The sequence below is a fragment of the Actinomadura rugatobispora genome, from assembly GCF_055379765.1.
The window spans coordinates 3,130,390-3,146,540 of record NZ_AP029191.1; the positions used below are offsets into that span (position 1 = coordinate 3,130,390).

Sequence of the window (16,151 nt, forward strand, 5' to 3'; positions counted from 1 at the left end):
CGCGCGTTATGCGACCTGCCCGTCGGACAGGGACAGCTTCCAGCGCTTGTTGATCTCGTCGTTGAACAGCGGCATCAGCCGCGCGAGCGCTTCGTCCACGCTGAGGTCGGAACGGATCTCGACGATGGCGGGGCCGCTCAGCTCGTGGTAGACCACCGGCTCGGGCAGGTTCCGATTGGCGATGAATTCGTTGGACAGCCAACCGCGGGCACTCGCGTGCGACCAGAAGGGGCTGTTCATCGCCTTGGTGCCGATCTCGGTGAAGACCTTGCACAGATCCTCGATGGTGCGGACCTCGGGACTGACGTGAACGAAGATCACCCCGTCCGACCGGAAGGTCTGGGCCATGAGCTGCCCCATCGGCAGCCGCTCGCGGATCGGCACCATGCGGAACCGCGCGGGCGTGGAATCGTACGACCCCTTCGTCATCGACTGTCTCCTCGCGTGCTGTTCCCCTGGGAGCCGGCACCTCGACACGGGATTCCCGTGGATCAGAGGTTACTTCGCCAGGTTGCACCTGTTCAGGACTGACCCCATATTGTCGGTGAACACCGGATGGTCGGCAACGGGTGGCACGTATTCAGCGCCCGGGCCATCCGCTTCTATTCTTCCCTATCACCGTTCGCGGCACGGGCCGCGTCGGCCTTCTCGCGTGCGATGATCGCCTCCCACCGGTCCTGCTCGGCGATCGCCGCGGCCTCCCTGGCGGGCGTCCGGCGGTGGCGCAGCTCGTCGAACGCACGGCCGACCTCGTCCATGTCCACGTTCGCCGGACCGCTCCAGAACACGATCGTCGTCTCTTCGGAGTCGGGAACGGACGTCGGCACGGTGCGCCATTCGCGGATCTCGCTCACGGACAGCGAGGCCCCGGCCCGCCGCCCCGGGAGCTTGTGCGGACCGCCCTTGGCAGCGGTCGCGCGGGCCGGCGGCGCCCCGCCCGGCTTCTGCCGCGGGGACACCTCACCCCCGGCGGCCCCGGTCTCGGCGGCCTCCGCGGCCTCCGGCTCCTCGCCATCGCGCAGGTACCTCTCGCACGCGCCCTCGCGCCACTTGAGCACCGCGTCGATAGAGCTGTAGGCCAGTTCGCGCACCGTGCCGCCGTGCTCCACCCTGCTCCAGGTCGTGGGGCTCATCGGCGCCTCCTTGGCGGCCTTGCCGATGCTGAGGCCCAAGCGCAGCCGCCTCTGCCGCACGCGGACGCCGAGTTCGTGCCGGTTCTCTGTTGTCGGGTCCACGAATCAACAATGCCAGAAACCACCCCCGCACGGGCAGGGCCGAACCCTCCGACCACGCAACGATCTTCAGCGCACGACGGACGCCTTCGGTCCCCCTCCGCCGTGACCACCGAGTTCCGGTCGGTCGTGGATCAGGGCATCCGGATCTAACGGCCGCCGGTGTCCCTGACCGCCGCGCGTTCGGCGAGGGTGGCGAGCACCGCCTCGCCCCAGCGCAGGTTCTCCCGTTCCAGCGCACGGCCGCGCATGAGAGTGAGGTACGGGCCGACCCTCTCGGCCGTGCGCAGGTACTCCTCCTCGTCACGGCCGCCGAGGATGCGCGCGCGCAGCCGGTCGTACCGGGCGAGCTTCGCCCGCGACCAGGCCATCCGCTCCTGGACGGCCGCCATCACCGCGGCGACGTCCCCCGCGTCCGCCGACTGCACCTTCACCAGCAGGTCGTCGCGGACGGCCACCGGCCGCACCGGCGCGGCCGTGAACTCGTGCAGCGCCCGGCGCCCGGCCTCGGTGACCTGGAACATCCGCTTGTTGGGACGGCGCCGCTGCTCCACGACCCGCGCGGCCAGCAGCCCCTCGCCCGCCAGGCGGTCGAGCTCGCGGTAGAGCTGCTGCGGCGTCGCCGTCCAGAAGTTGGCCACCGAGGCGTCGAACCGCTTGGCCAGCTCGTAGCCGGACGCCTCCCCTTCCAGGAGCGCCGCGAGCACCGCGTACCTCAGGGCCACCTGGACAACGTACCAGCGCCCTATTAACGTACACACCTATTCAACAAGTTGAGTAGGAAGGTAAGCCGGATGCATCCGTTCCGCCAGGCCGTCGAGAACGAGGACCTGGAGTCCGTGCCCGGACTGCTGGCCGAGAACGTCACCTTCGTCAGCCCGGTGGCGTTCGCGCCCTACAGCGGGCGGTCGCTGGTCGCCGAGATCCTGCGCGGCGCCTTCCACGTCTTCGAGGACTTCCGCTACGTCAACGAGATCGGCGAGCCCGGGGGCCGCGACCACGCGCTGGTCTTCCGGGCCCGGGTCGGCGACCGCGAGATCCACGGCTGCGACTTCGTCCACCACGACGACGACGGGCTGATCGACGAGTTCTGCGTCATGGTGCGCCCGCTGTCGGCCGCCAACGCGCTCGCCGAGGAGATGGGGAAGCAGTTCGCGCGGATCGGCCGCGAGACCGGCCTGGTCTGACCGGGCGAACGGCACGGCACCGGGATCGATACGGGCAGACACCGACAAATCCCAGACCGTTCATGCATCAGATACCCCAAAAACCCCATGGGTGGCTATTTCTCACGGAGCTTCTCTAATACGGTCCGGCGCGAGATCCCTGTCGACCGATCGCTACCCCTGCAAGGAGCTCCCGCTCATGTTCGGAGACAGCCCCCTCGACCGCCGGACCCTGCTGCGCGGCGCCGCGACCGTCGCCGGCGGCACGATGCTCGGCGTCACCGCCACCGCGCTCCCCGCCTCCGCGCTCGCGGCGCCGACCGTCCACACCCGCTCCCAATGGAACGCGCGCCCGCCCAAGTCCGCGGCGAGCGTGCTCGACCGCGCCCCCGACCACATCGTCGTCCACCACACCGCGTCGGCGAACCAGACCGACTACTCGCTGGCCGCCGCGTACGCGCTGTCCCGCTCGATCCAGAACTTCCACATGGACTCCAACGGCTGGGCCGACACCGGGCAGCAGCTCACCATCAGCCGCGGCGGCCACCTGATGGAGGGCCGCAACCGCAGCCTCCAGGCGATCCAGGCGGGCGACCACGTCGTCGGCGCGCACACCGCGAGCCACAACGACCACACGATCGGCATCGAGAACGAGGGCCTCTACATGACGGTGGGGCCCACGGCCGCGCTCTGGGCCAAGCTGGTCGAGACATGCGCGTGGCTGTGCGACGTCTACGGCCTCGACCCCCACGGCGCGATCGTCGGCCACCGCGACTACAACGCCACGGCCTGCCCCGGCGACCGCCTGTACGCCAGGCTCCCCGACCTCCGCAACCAGGTCGCCGGCCTGCTCGGCACGGCCCAGACCCGCCGCACCACCACCCCGGCGCCGGCGCCGTACCCCGGGCCGCGCCACACCTTCGACCACGGCCCCGCCCTCGGCCCGGGCGACCCCACCCGCTGACCGGTGGGGCGGCCCGCTTCACGCCGAAGCGGGCCGCCCCACCGCCGTGACTACGCGGGACGGGCCGAGGACGTCGCGTACCTGGCCTCGATGGTGAGGACGGCCTCGTCCACGGCGCGCGCCATGGACGCCTCGTCCGGCGACCAGTCCACCAGGAGCATCCGCGGCCAGAAGACATAGTCGGCGATCATGCCGAGGAACTGGGTGGTCGCGAGCTCGGGGTCGTCGAGCCGAACGGTCCCGGCCTCGTGCTCGGCCTCCAGGTAGCGCCGGACCGAAGTGAAGTACGGCATCTTCCCCCGCTTGAACTGGGTCTGCCCGAGCTCGGGGAAGCGCGGCGCCTCGGCGATGACGATGCGGAACAGGGCCACCATCCGGGGACGGGTCAGCAGGGCCACGTACCGGCGCCCGACCGCGGTCAGCCCGGCGCGCAGGTCGCCCGGCCGCAGGTCGAGGCCGCCTTCGCCCTCGACCTTCCAGTACTCGGTGACGATCGCGTCGAACAGGGCCGCCTTGGTGGGGAACTGCTTGAACAGGGTGGCCCTGGACACTCCGGCGGCCTCGGCGATCCGCGCCAGCGACGTCCCGTCGTAGCCCGAATCCAGGAACAGGCCGGTCGCGGCGTCGATGATGGCGCTCCGCTTCTGCTCCGCCATGCGGCGGTGGTAGGCCGAGGGCTCGGTCGTCACGCGGCCCATTATGCCCGATGGCGAGGTGAGTCACTTGACTCGCCACCGCGACGCCGCCTACCCTTCCCCGAGGTGAGCCACTCGACTCACCACTCACCTCGGGGAAGGGACCACCTCATGGGACGCTTCGACGGCCAGACCGTGATCGTCACCGGCGGCACCGGCGGCATGGGCGCCGCCCACGTCCGCGCCTACCACCGGGAGGGCGCCGGCGTCGTCATCGCCGCCCTCGCGGACGACCGCGGCCGCGCCCTCGCGGCCGAACTGGGCGACCGCGCGCTGCACGTCCACCTGGACGTCACCGACGAGGACCAGTGGGCCGCCGCCGTCCAGGAGACCGAGAACCGCTTCGGACCGGTCTCGATCCTGGTCAACAACGCCGGGATCCAGAACGCCGCCGCCCTCGCCGAGGACACCGGCCGCGACACCTGGGACCGCACGTTCGCCGTGAACGTCACCGGCCAGTTCCTCGGCATCAGGGCCGTGGCGCCGTCCATGCGCGCGGGCGGCGGCGGGGTGATCGTCAACATCGGCTCCACCATGGCCCACGGCGGAACCGCGCTGTACGCCCCCTACGTCGCCAGCAAGTGGGCGGTGCGCGGTCTCACCCGGAGCGCCGCACTGGAACTGGGCCGCGACGGCATCCGGGTCAACGCGATCCACCCCGGGGTCGTCTCCACCCCGCTGATCAACGAGCCGGCCGCGCCGGGCGCACCCGCCATCGGCGACTTCTACTCGCCCGAGCCGTTCGCCGTCCCGCGGCTGGCCGAGCCGGAGGACGTCACCCGCCTGCTGCTGTTCCTCACCTCCGCCGACGCGTCGTTCGCCACCGGCTCGGAGTACGTCCTGGACGGCGGGCTGCTGCTCGGCCCCGCCCTCCAGCCCGAGCCGACCGCTGCCTGACCGCCGCTCAGCGGCGGCCGCGGACCTCCGCGGCGAGGTCGTGGATCTTCTGCTCGGTCTGCCGCAACTCCCGTTCCGCCCTGGCCGTGCGAGCCGCCGCCCTGCGCTCACGCCGCGTGGGCCGCCGACCCGTCGTCGCCTTCCGCCTGAACAGTCGCATGCTGCCACCTCCACCGTGTGCGACGGCGTGGTACCCGGTTTGCGGTGATTGATTCCCTATGCGTCCCGCCACTGCTCGTTGTCCACGCAGTCCTGGCCGAGCCCGCGACCTTTATGATCGCCCGATGCTGAGACCCGGCTACCCGATCGAGTCCGCCCGCCTCACGCTCCGGCCCTACGACGAGAGCGACCTCGATGATCTGTACGACATCCAGTCCCGGCCCGAGGTGACGCGCTACCTCCTGTTCGACGTCCGCGACCGCGATCAGGTGCGGGGGTCGCTGGAGGAGCGGATCCGGTCGACGGGGCTGGAGGCCGAAGGCGACACCCTCACCCTGGCGGTGACCCTGCGGGATTCCCGCAGGGTGATCGGGGACCTCATGCTCACGTGGACGAGCCGCGAGCACCGGCAGGGCGAGATCGGCTACATCTTCCATCCGGACCACGGCGGTCAGGGATACGCCACCGAGGCGGCCCGGGTGATGATGCGGCTGGGATTCGAGGAACTCGGGCTGCACCGCATCGTCGGCCGCCTCAATGGGCGCAACGCCGCGTCCGCCCGAGTTCTGGAGCGGCTCGGCATGCGCCGTGAGGCGCACCTGAGGCAGAACCAGATCGTCAAGGGCGAATGGGCGGACGAGGTCGTCTACGCGATGCTCGAAGACGAGTGGCGGGCGCGGCTATAGGGCGAGCGCCCGGAGGTCGACGGATTCGGCCATGGCGCGGGCGCCGGCGTCGTTGAGGTGCATGCCGTCGCCGCTGTCGAACTCGGGCCGGATGAAGTCGGGGTCGTCGGGGTTCTCCACCGCCCGCGCGACGTCGAAGACCGCGTCGAAGGGGCCGCCGGTGCGGATCCACTCGTTCACGCGGCGCCGGACGGCGAGCCCTTCGGGGGTGCTGACCCCGGGGTAGACGGCGCCGCCGTACGGGCCGATGGTGCCGGCGAGGATCGTCAGGCCCGCCTCGTGCGCGCGCCGGGCCAGCTCGGTGAAGCCGTCGATGAGCTGCTCGGCCGTCGCGGGCGGCAGGCCCGCCATGCCGGGCAGCCCGAGGTCGTTGATGCCGAAGTGGACCAGTACGTGCGTCGCGCCGGGCACCGCCAGGACGTCCCGGTCGAAGCGCGCCAGGGCGTGCCGGCCGATCTCGTCGGTCAGCAGCCGGTTCCCGGCGATCCCCTGGTTGACGACCCAGCCGCGGTCGAGCCGTTCGTTGAGCGCGTCGACCGAGCGGCGGTCGGCGTCCATGGTGCTGCCGACGCCCTCGAACCACGAGTCCCCGAACGCGACGGCGACCGCGGACCCCTCCGGCGCGAGCACGTCGATCCCCGTCACGTAGAACCTCGCCTCGACGCGCTCGGCCCCGGGCAGCCCGGTGGCGGACGCGAGGTTCCCGTCCGCCACGTAGGCGGTCCGCATCGGCATGTGTGAGTAGGTCGCCAGGCCGGTCTCATGCGGCAGGTAAAGGCTCAGCGCCAGGTCGGTGCCCGCCGCCACGGCCAGGTCGACCGGGTCGCTGTCCAGCTCGCCGCCCGCCGGGATCGTCACCTGCTCGGAGCCCGCGAACCGCAGCGCGGTGTCGGTCTCCGGGACGATCTCATCGCCTGCCTTGCCCACCGCGATCCGGGCCGCGCCGATCGTCAGCGGCTCCCGCCCGTACAGGTTGGTCAGCCGGACGCGCAGCCGCTCGCCGCCGCCGGCCGGTCGCAGCACCTGCCGGACCGTCTGACCGGCGAACCCCCGCGGCTCGCTGAGCTTGATCTTTTCGTACGGGCTGATCACCGCGCTGCGGAAGCCCGCCGCCCATCGCTCCGTCATCGTCTCACTCCCATTAGTTGACGCGAGGAATATCTGGTACCCTGATACTGCTCACACAATATTCCTCATGTCAACTATCCGCCTCGCAAATAATGCGGGTAGGGTGAGGGGGTGACCGACCTGTTCGCCGACCCCCGCCTCACGATGTCGGGCCTGCTCTTCGAGGCGCATGAGGGGCTGCTGGCCAAGCTGCAGCCCGTCCTGAAGGCCCACGGCGTGTCCGGGCTCGACCTCAACGCCCTGACGCGGCTGAGCCGCTCGCACGGGCGGCGGATGCGCATGAGCGACCTGGCCGCCCAGACCTCGCTGTCCACCAGCGGTGTGACCCGGCTGGTGGACCGCCTGGAGCGCGCTGGCCTCGTCCGACGCGAGGCCTCACCCGACGACCGGCGCACCACCTACGCGGCCCTCACCCCCGAAGGCGCGCAACGGCTGGAGCAGACCCTGCCCGACTACCTCGCCGTCATCGACCGCTGGTTCGCCGGCCCGTTCTCCCCCGAGCAACTCGAAACCTTCCTCGCAGGTCTCCGCGTACTCCGCGACGCGGTCAACCCCGAGGCCACCGCCCACACCTCCGAGGGCCGGTGAGTCAGGTGCCGATCCGCGCGATCGTCGCGCGGACCAGCGCGATCGCGTCGGCCTCCACCTGCGCGGCGGGGCGTGCGGCCTCGTAGTCCACCTTGATCACCACATTGGCGTGCCGGACGAGGAGATCGACCTCGGTCTCCCCGTCCTCGGTCGACACCGTCCGCCACGCCTCGTCGCCGAGCCCGGGCACGGCCGCCGGACGGGGCTGCCCGGCCGGAACCCGCTCCAGGAACCCCCGCTCCATGGCCATATCCTCGCGGGCCCTGCCCGTCGCGCTCTCGAAGGCGCCCCTGCCCGACAGGTCGAGGTCCAGCAGCAGCGTGTTGCCGTCATCGTCGGCGCGGAGGCAGCGGGAGACCGCCGAGTAGGAGTAGTCCGAGAAGGTGTCGTTCGTGGCCGAGCTGTTCTGGACGGCGGGGCCGGGCAGCATGCGCTGCCGGGTCGCGGGGTCGATGACGGAGCAGGCGCGCGGGATCGTGTCGGCCTCGTCCCGTCCCGGGAACCAGGGCTCCAGCCACGGCCTGCCGATGGCCGCGGCGACGCACAGCGCGAACACGACCGCCACCCACAGCGCGGTGCGGACCGCCCGCACCGGATTCGGGACGACCGTCAGCCGCCCATGCCCCGCCAGCGCCCGCATCGTCTCAAGGGCGGCGTCCATCCCGCGGTCGCGGCCGAGCAGCCCCTCACGGGGCGCCGCCAGGAAGAACCCCTTCCCTTCCCTGACCTCCACCTGGACGATCCGGCCGAACAGCGTGGGCATCACCGAGAACCGGACGACATCACCCCACGCCACCGTCCTGGTCCTGAGGATCAGGCGGTTGCGAAGCCCGGACTCGTCGGCCTTGGTGGACCCGCGCAGGAGTTTGAGGATCAGCAGCGCCTGCACGAACGGCACCGCGATGAGGTACCCGAAGGCGAACGAGAAGGTCGAGCCGCCGAAGGACCTCGTGAACTGCCAGGCGAGCACCGCGAACACCGGCAGCAGCCAGATCAGCGGCTTCCGCGACGGGCGAAGCGACAGCGGCCGCGCGGGCGGCGCGGGCTCGCGCGCATCCTCCGGCTCGCCACCCCGCGCCCGCTCGCGTATCAGCGCGACCAGGTCGTCGAAGCCGATACCGTCCGGCGCGGACCCGTCATCACGGACCGCGGCCAGCGTCACCGGCTCCTTCCCGGCCCGCACGACCGTAATGATCCTGGGCGTGCTCTCCGTCCCCACGACATCGGTGATGTCGTCCCAGGGGATGAAGACCTCCTTACGGAAGGGGCGGTTGCGGATGCCGTCCGGCCCGATCTCGGTACGCGCCCGCACCGTCACCGCGACCAGGAAACCGACGGCGACCAGCGCCACCAGCGCAACCACCGGGAAACCTGGCGAGACCCCGCTGAGCGCCACCATCACCCCGCCCAGCAGCCCGAGCGCGATCACGAGCCCGCGCACGGGCCTCCACCCGAGCCGCCGGACGACCACCGCGGGCGAGGCGCCCGGCTGCTTGAGCTGTTCGTCCATCACCCGTTCGCCCTGGTGCTCCACACCGCCAGCACGGGGACGGCCACGATCTCGGGCCGCGCGTCCGCGTGCAGGGAACGGACGCCTTCGACGATCGCTCCCATCCGGTCCTCGGTCGTCCGCAGGACCACCGCGTAGCCGGCGTCCCCGGTCTTGACCCGCTCCCCCTTCAGGAAGGGGGTCGCCGCGAGCCACATCGTGACGTCGTCGGCCAGTTCCCGCTCCAGAACGAACCGGACGAGCTGTTTGGCGTAGTGCTCGTAACCGACCCGGACGCGGACTTCGACCGGGCGGGAGGCCGCGTCCCGATACGGCTCGATGAGATCGATCACGGGCCACAGCCTAGATCGTCCCGTGAACATCGGGTGTGTACCGGTGTGAACTTCCCTGAGGCTTCTGGACGCCAAAGGCCCAGCGCCGTTCAGCGGGAAGGGATTGTTGTGGTGTCGCGGCGTATCGGGGGCGAGGTAGTCGCGCTAAGCGGCCTGGCGCTGGACGGGGCTAGCGCTGCTTGACCCGCGCAAGGAACCCGCCGAAGACATCCCGATCTACCGCGAGCACGGGACCGTCAGGATCCTTGCTGTCCCGCACGGCGATCGCTCCGTGAAGGTCTCCGACCTCAACGCACTCACCGCCAGTTGAGGTGCTCTGGCTCGACTTCCGCCACGTGACCGCGCTCAACTCCATGCCCCCAACGATCTCCGCACCGCCCTCATACGGCAATGCCCCCGCACGCTGGTCCTTACTGCCACACGCGACATACACAAAGCCCCGGACCAATGGACCGGGGCCTGGTGCTGGACGGAGGGCTAGTGCTGCTTGACCCGCGCAAGGAACGCGCCGAAGTCGCTCCGGTCTAGCGCGAGCACGGGGCCGTCGGGGTCCTTGCTGTCTCGGATGGCGATGGCGCGGGGCATTGACGCCAGTTCAACGCACTCACCACCGGTGGGGCCGCTGTGACTCGACTTACGCCAGTTGATTACTTCCATTTCTCGACCGTCCTCGCAAGCTCGTCGATCGATTGCCTCACAGGCAATGCGCATGCCTGGATCTCCTGGAGAGCCTTTCGAAAGGCTACAAGATCCTCCGGATCAGCCATAGTGAAGCCCCGCGCGGCCGTCTCTACGTACACGACCTCTTGCAGGTCTTCCAAGGTGGCGAGCGTGAACGAACCCATATTCCCCATGTGCGTGCCCTCTGACGGGACGACCTGGATGGGGACGCCCTTTTCGATCAAGGCGATGAGGTGCTGGAGCTGGCCTCGCATGATCTCGGGAGAGCCGACCTCTCGGTGGAGGGCGCACGAGTCGATCAGGAACACGCAGTCCGGAGGTGGTGGGTCCTCACGCATCAGGATCTGTTGCCGGGACATGCGTGCCTCCACCGCGTCCCGGTCGCCCTTCAGCATCGCGGCGGCGTATTCGGGGGTCTGCAACAGGCCGTGCACCAGAGACAGGCTGTACGAGACGAGCATGAGGGCCTCGCCCTCGATCGCGTGCCAGTCGAACCAGGTCGGCCAGGCCGGACTCTTGACGAGGTCGTCCCACAGGGCGAGGAGGGTGCCGCCCGCCTCCAGTTCGTGGTCCATGGTGGCGGCGAACTCGCGCGTGCAGCGGCTCTTGCCCTTCTCTACGAGCCCCACGTACTGGCCGGTCACGGGCACCCGCTGACCCGCGGCCTCCTGCGAGAGGCCCTTCGCCTCCCGGTACCTGCGCAGCTGCTTCCCGAAGGCCAGCAGCATGGGGGACACGTTCGCGCGCTTCTGCCGGGTCATGCCGGGCTCCCCTCAACCGGCGCGAAAGCGGCCCCCAAGCATGTTGACCGTCGTCCGCACCAGATTCCTCGCAGTTGTCAGGTTGCTACAGAGCGTAGTGCTCGACCCTCACGATTGTGTGCGGAACTTCACATCGCCGCACACGACCGCCGGAAGGTGATCTCGATGCCGAATCGCTCGTCATGCGAACCGCCGACACTCGTCATCAAGGCGTGTCCGGAGGCGGTGAAGGAGGCGCGGGATTTTGTCGCGCTGGTGTTCGGGGGGTGGGGGGTCGAGGATTTCGTGGCGCGGGTCGTGGTCTCCGAACTCGCCACGAACGCGATCCGCCACGGGGCGCGGGAAGGCGACGTCGTCGTGGTGCGGGTGTTCCGGCGGGACGAGACGCACGCGGTGATCGAGGTGTGGGATCGCGGGGTGGAATCGCCCGAGCTCCAGCCGGAGAATCACACCGCCGAATCCGGGCGGGGGCTTCTGCTCATGGACCAGCTCGTCGTCCGGTGGGGAGTGCGGCCGCTCAGCGAAGGCGGAAAGGTCGTCTGGGCGGAAATCGAGTGCGTGCCGCTGTGAACTCCCTTCGGCCGCCGGGCGTCCAAAGCCTCGTCACCGTTGGTGGGGAGGGAATGCTGTGGTGTCGCGGCGGGCCTTCATCGGGGGTGGGGTGGTCGCGCTGGGCGGCCTGGCGGTGGCCGGGGGCGGGGCCGCGCTGGTCGAGCGGGACGTCCTGCCGGGCCGGGTCCGGCTCTATCGGATGACGGGGCGGTGCGGCGACATGCCCGTGGCGCCGCCAGTGCCGGGGGTGGTGCGCTCTCACACGTTGCGGTCGCGGCATCGGGGACGGGACGTCGCGGTGGCGGTCGTCCTTCCTGCGGGCGTGCGGTCGGTGCGGGGGCTGCGGGTGGCGGTCGCGCTGCACGGGAACGGCGGCACCGGGCCCTCAGCGGTGTCGGGGCTGGCGCTCGACCGGTACCTGACCGGCGCGGTGGCGCGGGGTGTGCGGCCGTTCGCGCTGGTGGCGGTGGACGGCGGCGCCGACTCCTACTGGCATCCGCGCAGGGGCGAGGATCCCCTGGCGATGGTCGTGGAAGAGCTGCTCCCCTGGCTCGGACGGCAGGGCGCGCGGATCGACCGGTTCGGGGCTATCGGGTGGTCGATGGGCGGGTACGGGGCGCTGGTGCTCGGGCAGACGGTGGGGCTGCCGCGCGTGGCGGCGGTGGTCGGTTCGTCGCCCGCGGTCTTCGCGTCGTACGAGGACGCCCGGTCCACCAACCGGCTCGCGTTCGACGACGCCGACGACTTCGCGCGGCACGACGTGTTCCGGCGGCTGGACCGGCTCCGGGGCGTCCCGGTGCGGATCGACTGCGGGGACGGCGACGCGTTCGCGCCGATGGTGCGCAAGCTCAGGGCGCGGCTGCGTCCTGAGGGCGGGATGGGCCGGGGCTGCCACGACGGCGCGTTCTGGAAGTCCCGGCTCCCGGCCCAGCTCGCCTTCCTGGGGCGGCACCTCGCCTGACGCTTCACGTACCACAGCGGGGGTCGCGGCAGGTGAGCAGGCGGTTCACGGAAACATCGTCGGCGGAGCCCTGCTCTTCGCCCTGGTCCTCGTACGACCAGAGCACCTGCGGTCGCCCGTCCCGGGTCATCGCCAACTGGAGTGTTCCTACGGGGTCGACGTCGGCGAGGAGGGGGACGGTGGTCCGGCGAGTGCAGTCGGCCACCTCGCAGGCGTGCAGAGCGATTTTGCGCCGGGTGGTGTCGAAGGTGGCGATCCAGGGCAGCCCGCCCGGTCCCACGGCCAGATCCGGAGACAAGTACGAGCTCCAGCCGTCGGGCTCGGCGAGGGTGACCTGGTCGATCCCCGCGCAGTCGGGGGTGCGGCACCGCAGCAGGCGAAGCTCTCCGTACTCCCGGTCCCGATAGGCGAGCACCGGACGATCGTCCACAGGGACGGCGAGCCGGTGGACACCTGCCCTGGCGAAGCCGAAGCTCCGGACCGGCTTGTACCTTCGTGTCGTCGGATTGCGGCATGCCGCGTCATCGCAGGTGATGATGGCGACATCGTTGCCGAAGGAGTTCTCGAACACCACGACCGGACGGTCTCCGGCGCCCGTCGCGATCGTGACCCGAGGCTGGTCCGTCCATTCCGATGCCTCGAAGGGGACGGTCGCCAGCGTGCGGGGTCTCGCGCACCGCATGTCGGCGCATTGGACGATCTGCATGGTGAGACGCCGGAGGTCGCGTTCCTCATCGGCATCGTCCTTGCCGCCCCTCGGGGCCGCGGACAGGGCGGCGGCCACGATTCCCCGGCCGGAGGGGGCGATGTCCCAGGAGTTGTCCCCAGAGTAGCCGATCCACGGGAAGTCGGTTTCCGCGATGACCGGGTACGACTCGACGTTTCGGCCGTTTGGACAGCCCTCGGCCGTGCACTGCATGAGCCGGATTTCGCGCCCGTGGGACCATGCAATGGCCATGGATCCGTCCGGGAGCGGCACTGAACGCAGTACATCCTCCCTTCCCCGATAGGGAAATCTGTAAGAGGAGCTTCTGCGGCATTCCGTGTCGGCGCACGCCTGGACGTTGTACCACTCGGGTTCATCCGAATCGTCGCGCGCCTCGGTGATTATCGCCGGGCTTCGCCCGTCCAGGAGCAGGAGCTCGTTGTGGGACTCTCCGGCCCTCACGGGCCGGTCGGTGATGGACGGCAGGCTCAGGGGGTTGGCCTGGAGGTATCCGCCGTACAGCAGTCCCGGCGCCACCAGTGACGTGACCACGGCGAGGGCGATCGCCCACCTTGCCCGCCCCCTTGCTGACACGGGTGACGGAAGCCGGGCGGCCACCTCGGCCGGCTTCATGGGATGGGGAGGCCGATCCCACAAGCCCATTGAGTGAAGGTTCTCGTGCTGGCGCGGTACCAGCTGGTTCAGTGTCACCGCGGCGACGGTCGCTCCTTGGACGAGCACCGTGAACACGCCCATGACGGTCGTCACCACTGCCTCCGCCGCGGTCTGCGCGACGCCGGAGAACGGTTGCGCGACCAGCCAGCGCACGGCCATTCCCAGCAGTACCGGGAACAGGATGCCGATGAGCAGTGTGCTCCAGATGGCGGAGGTCCGGCGGGCCTTCGTGAGCTTCCACAGGCGGGACAGTGCCCGGAACGGCCCCGCGTGCTCCAGCACCACGACGGGCACGGTGAGCAGGAGCCAGCTTGTGGCCAGCGCGAGGAGCGCGAGCACCAGCGAGACGAACAGCCACGTTCGCGTGGCGATGGGTGTGCAGGCCATGACCGCGCCCACGGCGAGCACGGCGCCGCCGGTCACGGGCAGGAGCACCAGGAACGGGCCGGATCGGCGCAGCGCGTACCGCAGGGCCTGTCCAGGGCGCACGCGACGCTCCAGAAGGGCGCCCGCCGCCATGACCGCGACCGTCGCCACCGTGACCAGGTGGGCCGCCAGGAGGACGGCCGAGACCACGAAGCCCGTGATGAGCGTGGCCCGTTTCGGGTCGGCGGGGCGCAACTCCCCGTTGACGATGATCGCCTGGCCGTCCAGGTTCAGCAGGATGATCATGAAGCCCGGCACGGTGAGCGCGGCCGTGATCAAAGTAGCCGGCGCGAGCGTGATCGGGTTCCCGCGGAGCAGCCGCGCGATCAGCTTGATCATCGCGTCGAGGGTGGCGGCTTCGACCCTGGGGAGCCGGTCGGGTTCGCCGCCCGTCTCCTCGGCGGTTCTCGTTTCTTCCACGTCGCGCAATCCTTCGGGGAGCCGGCGAGGTCTCGTGGAGGCGCGTGCCTCCACGAGTCCCACCGTCCGCGACGTTCACCGCCTGCCCACTGCTTTCAGGGGTCGACCGGTTCCAGGCTCGTGGTTGCGGGGCCCTGCAGGACGGTGCCGTCCACCCCGAAGCGGGAGCCGTGGCACGGGCACTCCCACACGCGCTCGACGTCGTTGAAGGCGACCAGGCAGGCCAGGTGCGTGCAGCGCGCCGAGACGACGTGCGGTTCGCCTTCCTCGTCCCGGTACGCGGCGCAGTGCCGCCCGCGGTGCCGGATGACGGCGCCCGTTCCGGGCCGGATGTCGTCCAGGGTCCCGGCGCGGGAGCGGACCCGGTCCTCGACGAAGCGCCGCATGTTCGTCATGCCCGTGCCCAGGACGGACCCGGCCTCGCGGTGGGGGCGGGCGCGGCGCGGGTCGTACAGGTGCGCCCACTCGGGCTCGTTACCGGTGATGAGCCCGGCCAGCAGCCGTCCCGACATGACGCCGTGGCTCATGCCGGAGCGGGCGAAGCCGGTCGCGACGTGCACGCGGTCGGAGATCCGGCCGACGTAGGGGACGGTGTCGGCGGTGTCGAGGTCCTGCGCCGACCACCAGTACGCGATCTCGCCGATCTTGAAGTGCTCGCGGGCCCAGGCGACCAGGTCGCGGTGGTGCCGGGCGAGGTCGCCGTCGCCGGGGGCGAACGACTCGCCGGTGATGAGGAGCAGCCGCCGCCCGTCCCCGTACGGGGCGGTCCGGACCGAGCGGGTGTTCTCCTGGCGGGTGATGTACATGGCGCCGGGGTCGGCGTCCTCGTCGATGGGCGCGGCCACGACCAGTTCGCGGAGCGGGGTGAGGCGGAAGGACATCAGCGCGTGCTCGACGATCGGGAAGAGGGTGGCGATGACGACCTCGCGGGCGGTGACGACGGCGCCCCCGGCGGTGGTGAGCCGGTGCGGGCGGTCCCCGGCTCCCTCGGTGAGGTCGACGACGCGGGTCCGCTCGTGGACGCGCCCGCCGCGCCGGACCAGGTCCTCCGCGAGGGCGAGCAGGTAGCGGCGCGGGTGGAACTGCACCTGGTGCTCGACGCGCAGCGCCCCCGCGACCGGGTAAGGGAGGTCGGTGTCGGTGACGAACGAGGCGGGCAGGCCCGCCTCCCGTACCGCCTCGGCCTCCTCCTTGAGCTCGTCGACCCGGTCGGGGGACTCGACGTAGATGTGGGAGGGCCGCCGCTCCAGGTCGCAGTCGACGCCCAGGTCGCGGGCGGTGCGCTCGACGTGTTCGACGGCCTCCTGCTGCGAGCGGGCGTACAGGCACGCGGTGTCCGGGCCGAGCGAGTCGCGCAGCGGCTTGTAGATCCACGGATGGGCGGCCGAGAGCCGTCCGGTGGTGAAGCCGGTGACGCCCGCCGCGATCCGGTCCGCCTCCAGCACCACGGGTGATCTGCCCGCGCGGGCCAGCTCCCAGGCGGTGCTGAGCCCGGCGATGCCGCCGCCGACGACCGCGACGTCCACCTCGGCGGACCCGGTCAGGGCGGGGTAGGAGGTCGGGTCCGACGACGCCATCCAGTACGACTGCGCGGTTCCCTCGATCACCGGTC

20 protein-coding genes are annotated in these 16,151 nt (G+C 70.8%); 7 read left to right on the forward strand and 13 right to left on the reverse strand.

The window, feature by feature from the left end:
* Positions 1-6 precede the first annotated feature (6 nt).
* From ACZ466_RS13055 to ACZ466_RS13065, 3 genes are all read right to left on the reverse strand, one after another.
* Positions 7-429 carry a hypothetical protein gene (locus ACZ466_RS13055; protein ID WP_378286327.1) on the reverse strand — a complete coding sequence of 141 codons (423 nt, stop codon included), beginning with the start codon at positions 427-429 and terminating at the stop codon, positions 7-9.
* Positions 430-602: 173 nt separating this feature from the next.
* The gene (locus tag ACZ466_RS13060; RefSeq protein WP_378286328.1) at positions 603-1,235 is read right to left on the reverse strand and encodes a helix-turn-helix domain-containing protein; all 633 of its coding nucleotides are present in this window, start codon (positions 1,233-1,235) and stop codon (positions 603-605) included.
* Between the two features lie 146 nt (positions 1,236-1,381).
* On the reverse strand, positions 1,382-1,957 hold the full coding sequence (locus tag ACZ466_RS13065; protein WP_378286329.1) for a PadR family transcriptional regulator: 576 nt from the start codon (positions 1,955-1,957) through the stop codon (positions 1,382-1,384).
* 69 nt (positions 1,958-2,026) lie between these two features.
* Here ACZ466_RS13065 and ACZ466_RS13070 point away from each other — a divergent pair, with 69 nt between their 5' ends.
* Both ACZ466_RS13070 and ACZ466_RS13075 read left to right on the forward strand, forming a co-directional pair.
* Entirely contained in the window at positions 2,027-2,419 is a 393-nt protein-coding gene (locus tag ACZ466_RS13070) for a nuclear transport factor 2 family protein (protein ID WP_378286330.1), read from the forward strand.
* A gap of 178 nt (positions 2,420-2,597) precedes the next feature.
* Entirely contained in the window at positions 2,598-3,362 is a 765-nt protein-coding gene (locus tag ACZ466_RS13075) for a peptidoglycan recognition protein family protein (protein WP_378286331.1), read from the forward strand.
* A 50-nt stretch (positions 3,363-3,412) separates the two neighbouring features.
* On the opposite strand, the gene ACZ466_RS13080 is transcribed toward ACZ466_RS13075, so the two are convergent.
* Positions 3,413-4,060: a TetR/AcrR family transcriptional regulator gene (locus tag ACZ466_RS13080; protein WP_378286332.1), complete on the reverse strand. Its 648-nt coding sequence runs from the start codon at positions 4,058-4,060 to the stop codon at positions 3,413-3,415.
* A gap of 108 nt (positions 4,061-4,168) precedes the next feature.
* Here ACZ466_RS13080 and ACZ466_RS13085 point away from each other — a divergent pair, with 108 nt between their 5' ends.
* Positions 4,169-4,954 (forward strand): glucose 1-dehydrogenase, encoded by a 786-nt coding sequence (locus tag ACZ466_RS13085; RefSeq protein ID WP_378286333.1) that lies wholly within the window; start codon positions 4,169-4,171, stop codon positions 4,952-4,954.
* A gap of 7 nt (positions 4,955-4,961) precedes the next feature.
* Here ACZ466_RS13085 and ACZ466_RS13090 read toward each other — a convergent pair whose 3' ends face one another.
* Positions 4,962-5,114 carry a hypothetical protein gene (locus ACZ466_RS13090; RefSeq protein ID WP_378286334.1) on the reverse strand — a complete coding sequence of 51 codons (153 nt, stop codon included), beginning with the start codon at positions 5,112-5,114 and terminating at the stop codon, positions 4,962-4,964.
* 124 nt (positions 5,115-5,238) lie between these two features.
* Here ACZ466_RS13090 and ACZ466_RS13095 point away from each other — a divergent pair, with 124 nt between their 5' ends.
* On the forward strand, positions 5,239-5,799 hold the full coding sequence (locus ACZ466_RS13095; RefSeq protein WP_378286335.1) for a GNAT family N-acetyltransferase: 561 nt from the start codon (positions 5,239-5,241) through the stop codon (positions 5,797-5,799).
* Here ACZ466_RS13095 and ACZ466_RS13100 read toward each other — a convergent pair.
* Positions 5,794-6,927 (reverse strand): SGNH/GDSL hydrolase family protein, encoded by a 1,134-nt coding sequence (locus ACZ466_RS13100; RefSeq protein ID WP_378286336.1) that lies wholly within the window; start codon positions 6,925-6,927, stop codon positions 5,794-5,796. The two genes, ACZ466_RS13095 and ACZ466_RS13100, sit on opposite strands and share 6 nt — an antisense overlap.
* Before the next feature lie 111 nt (positions 6,928-7,038).
* On the opposite strand from ACZ466_RS13100, the gene ACZ466_RS13105 reads away from it, so the two are divergent.
* Positions 7,039-7,515: a MarR family winged helix-turn-helix transcriptional regulator gene (locus ACZ466_RS13105; RefSeq protein ID WP_378286337.1), complete on the forward strand. Its 477-nt coding sequence runs from the start codon at positions 7,039-7,041 to the stop codon at positions 7,513-7,515.
* 1 nt (position 7,516) lies between these two features.
* Here the strand turns inward: ACZ466_RS13105 and ACZ466_RS13110 are convergent, their stop codons facing one another.
* The 5 genes from ACZ466_RS13110 to ACZ466_RS13130 all read right to left on the reverse strand — a co-directional run bounded on the left by ACZ466_RS13110 (position 7,517) and on the right by ACZ466_RS13130 (position 10,799).
* Complete coding sequence (locus tag ACZ466_RS13110) at positions 7,517-9,025, reverse strand: hypothetical protein (protein ID WP_378286338.1); 1,509 nt, start codon at positions 9,023-9,025, stop codon at positions 7,517-7,519.
* On the reverse strand, positions 9,025-9,357 hold the full coding sequence (gene cutA, locus ACZ466_RS13115; RefSeq protein ID WP_378286339.1) for a divalent cation tolerance protein CutA: 333 nt from the start codon (positions 9,355-9,357) through the stop codon (positions 9,025-9,027). The genes ACZ466_RS13110 and cutA overlap by 1 nt, the downstream gene beginning before the upstream one ends.
* Positions 9,358-9,526: 169 nt before the next feature.
* Positions 9,527-9,712 carry a DUF397 domain-containing protein gene (locus ACZ466_RS13120; protein WP_378286340.1) on the reverse strand — a complete coding sequence of 62 codons (186 nt, stop codon included), beginning with the start codon at positions 9,710-9,712 and terminating at the stop codon, positions 9,527-9,529.
* 122 nt (positions 9,713-9,834) lie between these two features.
* Positions 9,835-10,068 carry a DUF397 domain-containing protein gene (locus ACZ466_RS13125; RefSeq protein WP_378286341.1) on the reverse strand — a complete coding sequence of 78 codons (234 nt, stop codon included), beginning with the start codon at positions 10,066-10,068 and terminating at the stop codon, positions 9,835-9,837.
* Positions 10,005-10,799 (reverse strand): helix-turn-helix domain-containing protein, encoded by a 795-nt coding sequence (locus ACZ466_RS13130; protein WP_378286342.1) that lies wholly within the window; start codon positions 10,797-10,799, stop codon positions 10,005-10,007. Before ACZ466_RS13130 ends, ACZ466_RS13125 begins: the two co-directional genes overlap by 64 nt.
* A gap of 165 nt (positions 10,800-10,964) precedes the next feature.
* On the opposite strand from ACZ466_RS13130, the gene ACZ466_RS13135 reads away from it, so the two are divergent.
* Together ACZ466_RS13135 and ACZ466_RS13140 are read left to right on the forward strand one after the other, a co-directional pair.
* The gene (locus tag ACZ466_RS13135) at positions 10,965-11,369 is read left to right on the forward strand and encodes an ATP-binding protein (RefSeq protein ID WP_378286343.1); all 405 of its coding nucleotides are present in this window, start codon (positions 10,965-10,967) and stop codon (positions 11,367-11,369) included.
* 61 nt (positions 11,370-11,430) lie between these two features.
* Positions 11,431-12,312, forward strand: coding sequence for an alpha/beta hydrolase (locus tag ACZ466_RS13140; protein ID WP_464043547.1), 882 nt, complete (start codon positions 11,431-11,433; stop codon positions 12,310-12,312).
* A gap of 4 nt (positions 12,313-12,316) precedes the next feature.
* On the opposite strand, the gene ACZ466_RS13145 is transcribed toward ACZ466_RS13140, so the two are convergent.
* Together ACZ466_RS13145 and ACZ466_RS13150 are read right to left on the reverse strand one after the other, a co-directional pair.
* A complete protein-coding gene (locus ACZ466_RS13145) occupies positions 12,317-14,539 on the reverse strand; it encodes a hypothetical protein (RefSeq protein ID WP_378286345.1) in 2,223 nt (740 codons plus the stop codon).
* 95 nt (positions 14,540-14,634) lie between these two features.
* Complete coding sequence (locus ACZ466_RS13150) at positions 14,635-16,146, reverse strand: FAD-dependent oxidoreductase (RefSeq protein ID WP_378286346.1); 1,512 nt, start codon at positions 16,144-16,146, stop codon at positions 14,635-14,637.
* Between the last annotated feature and the right edge of the window lie 5 nt (positions 16,147-16,151).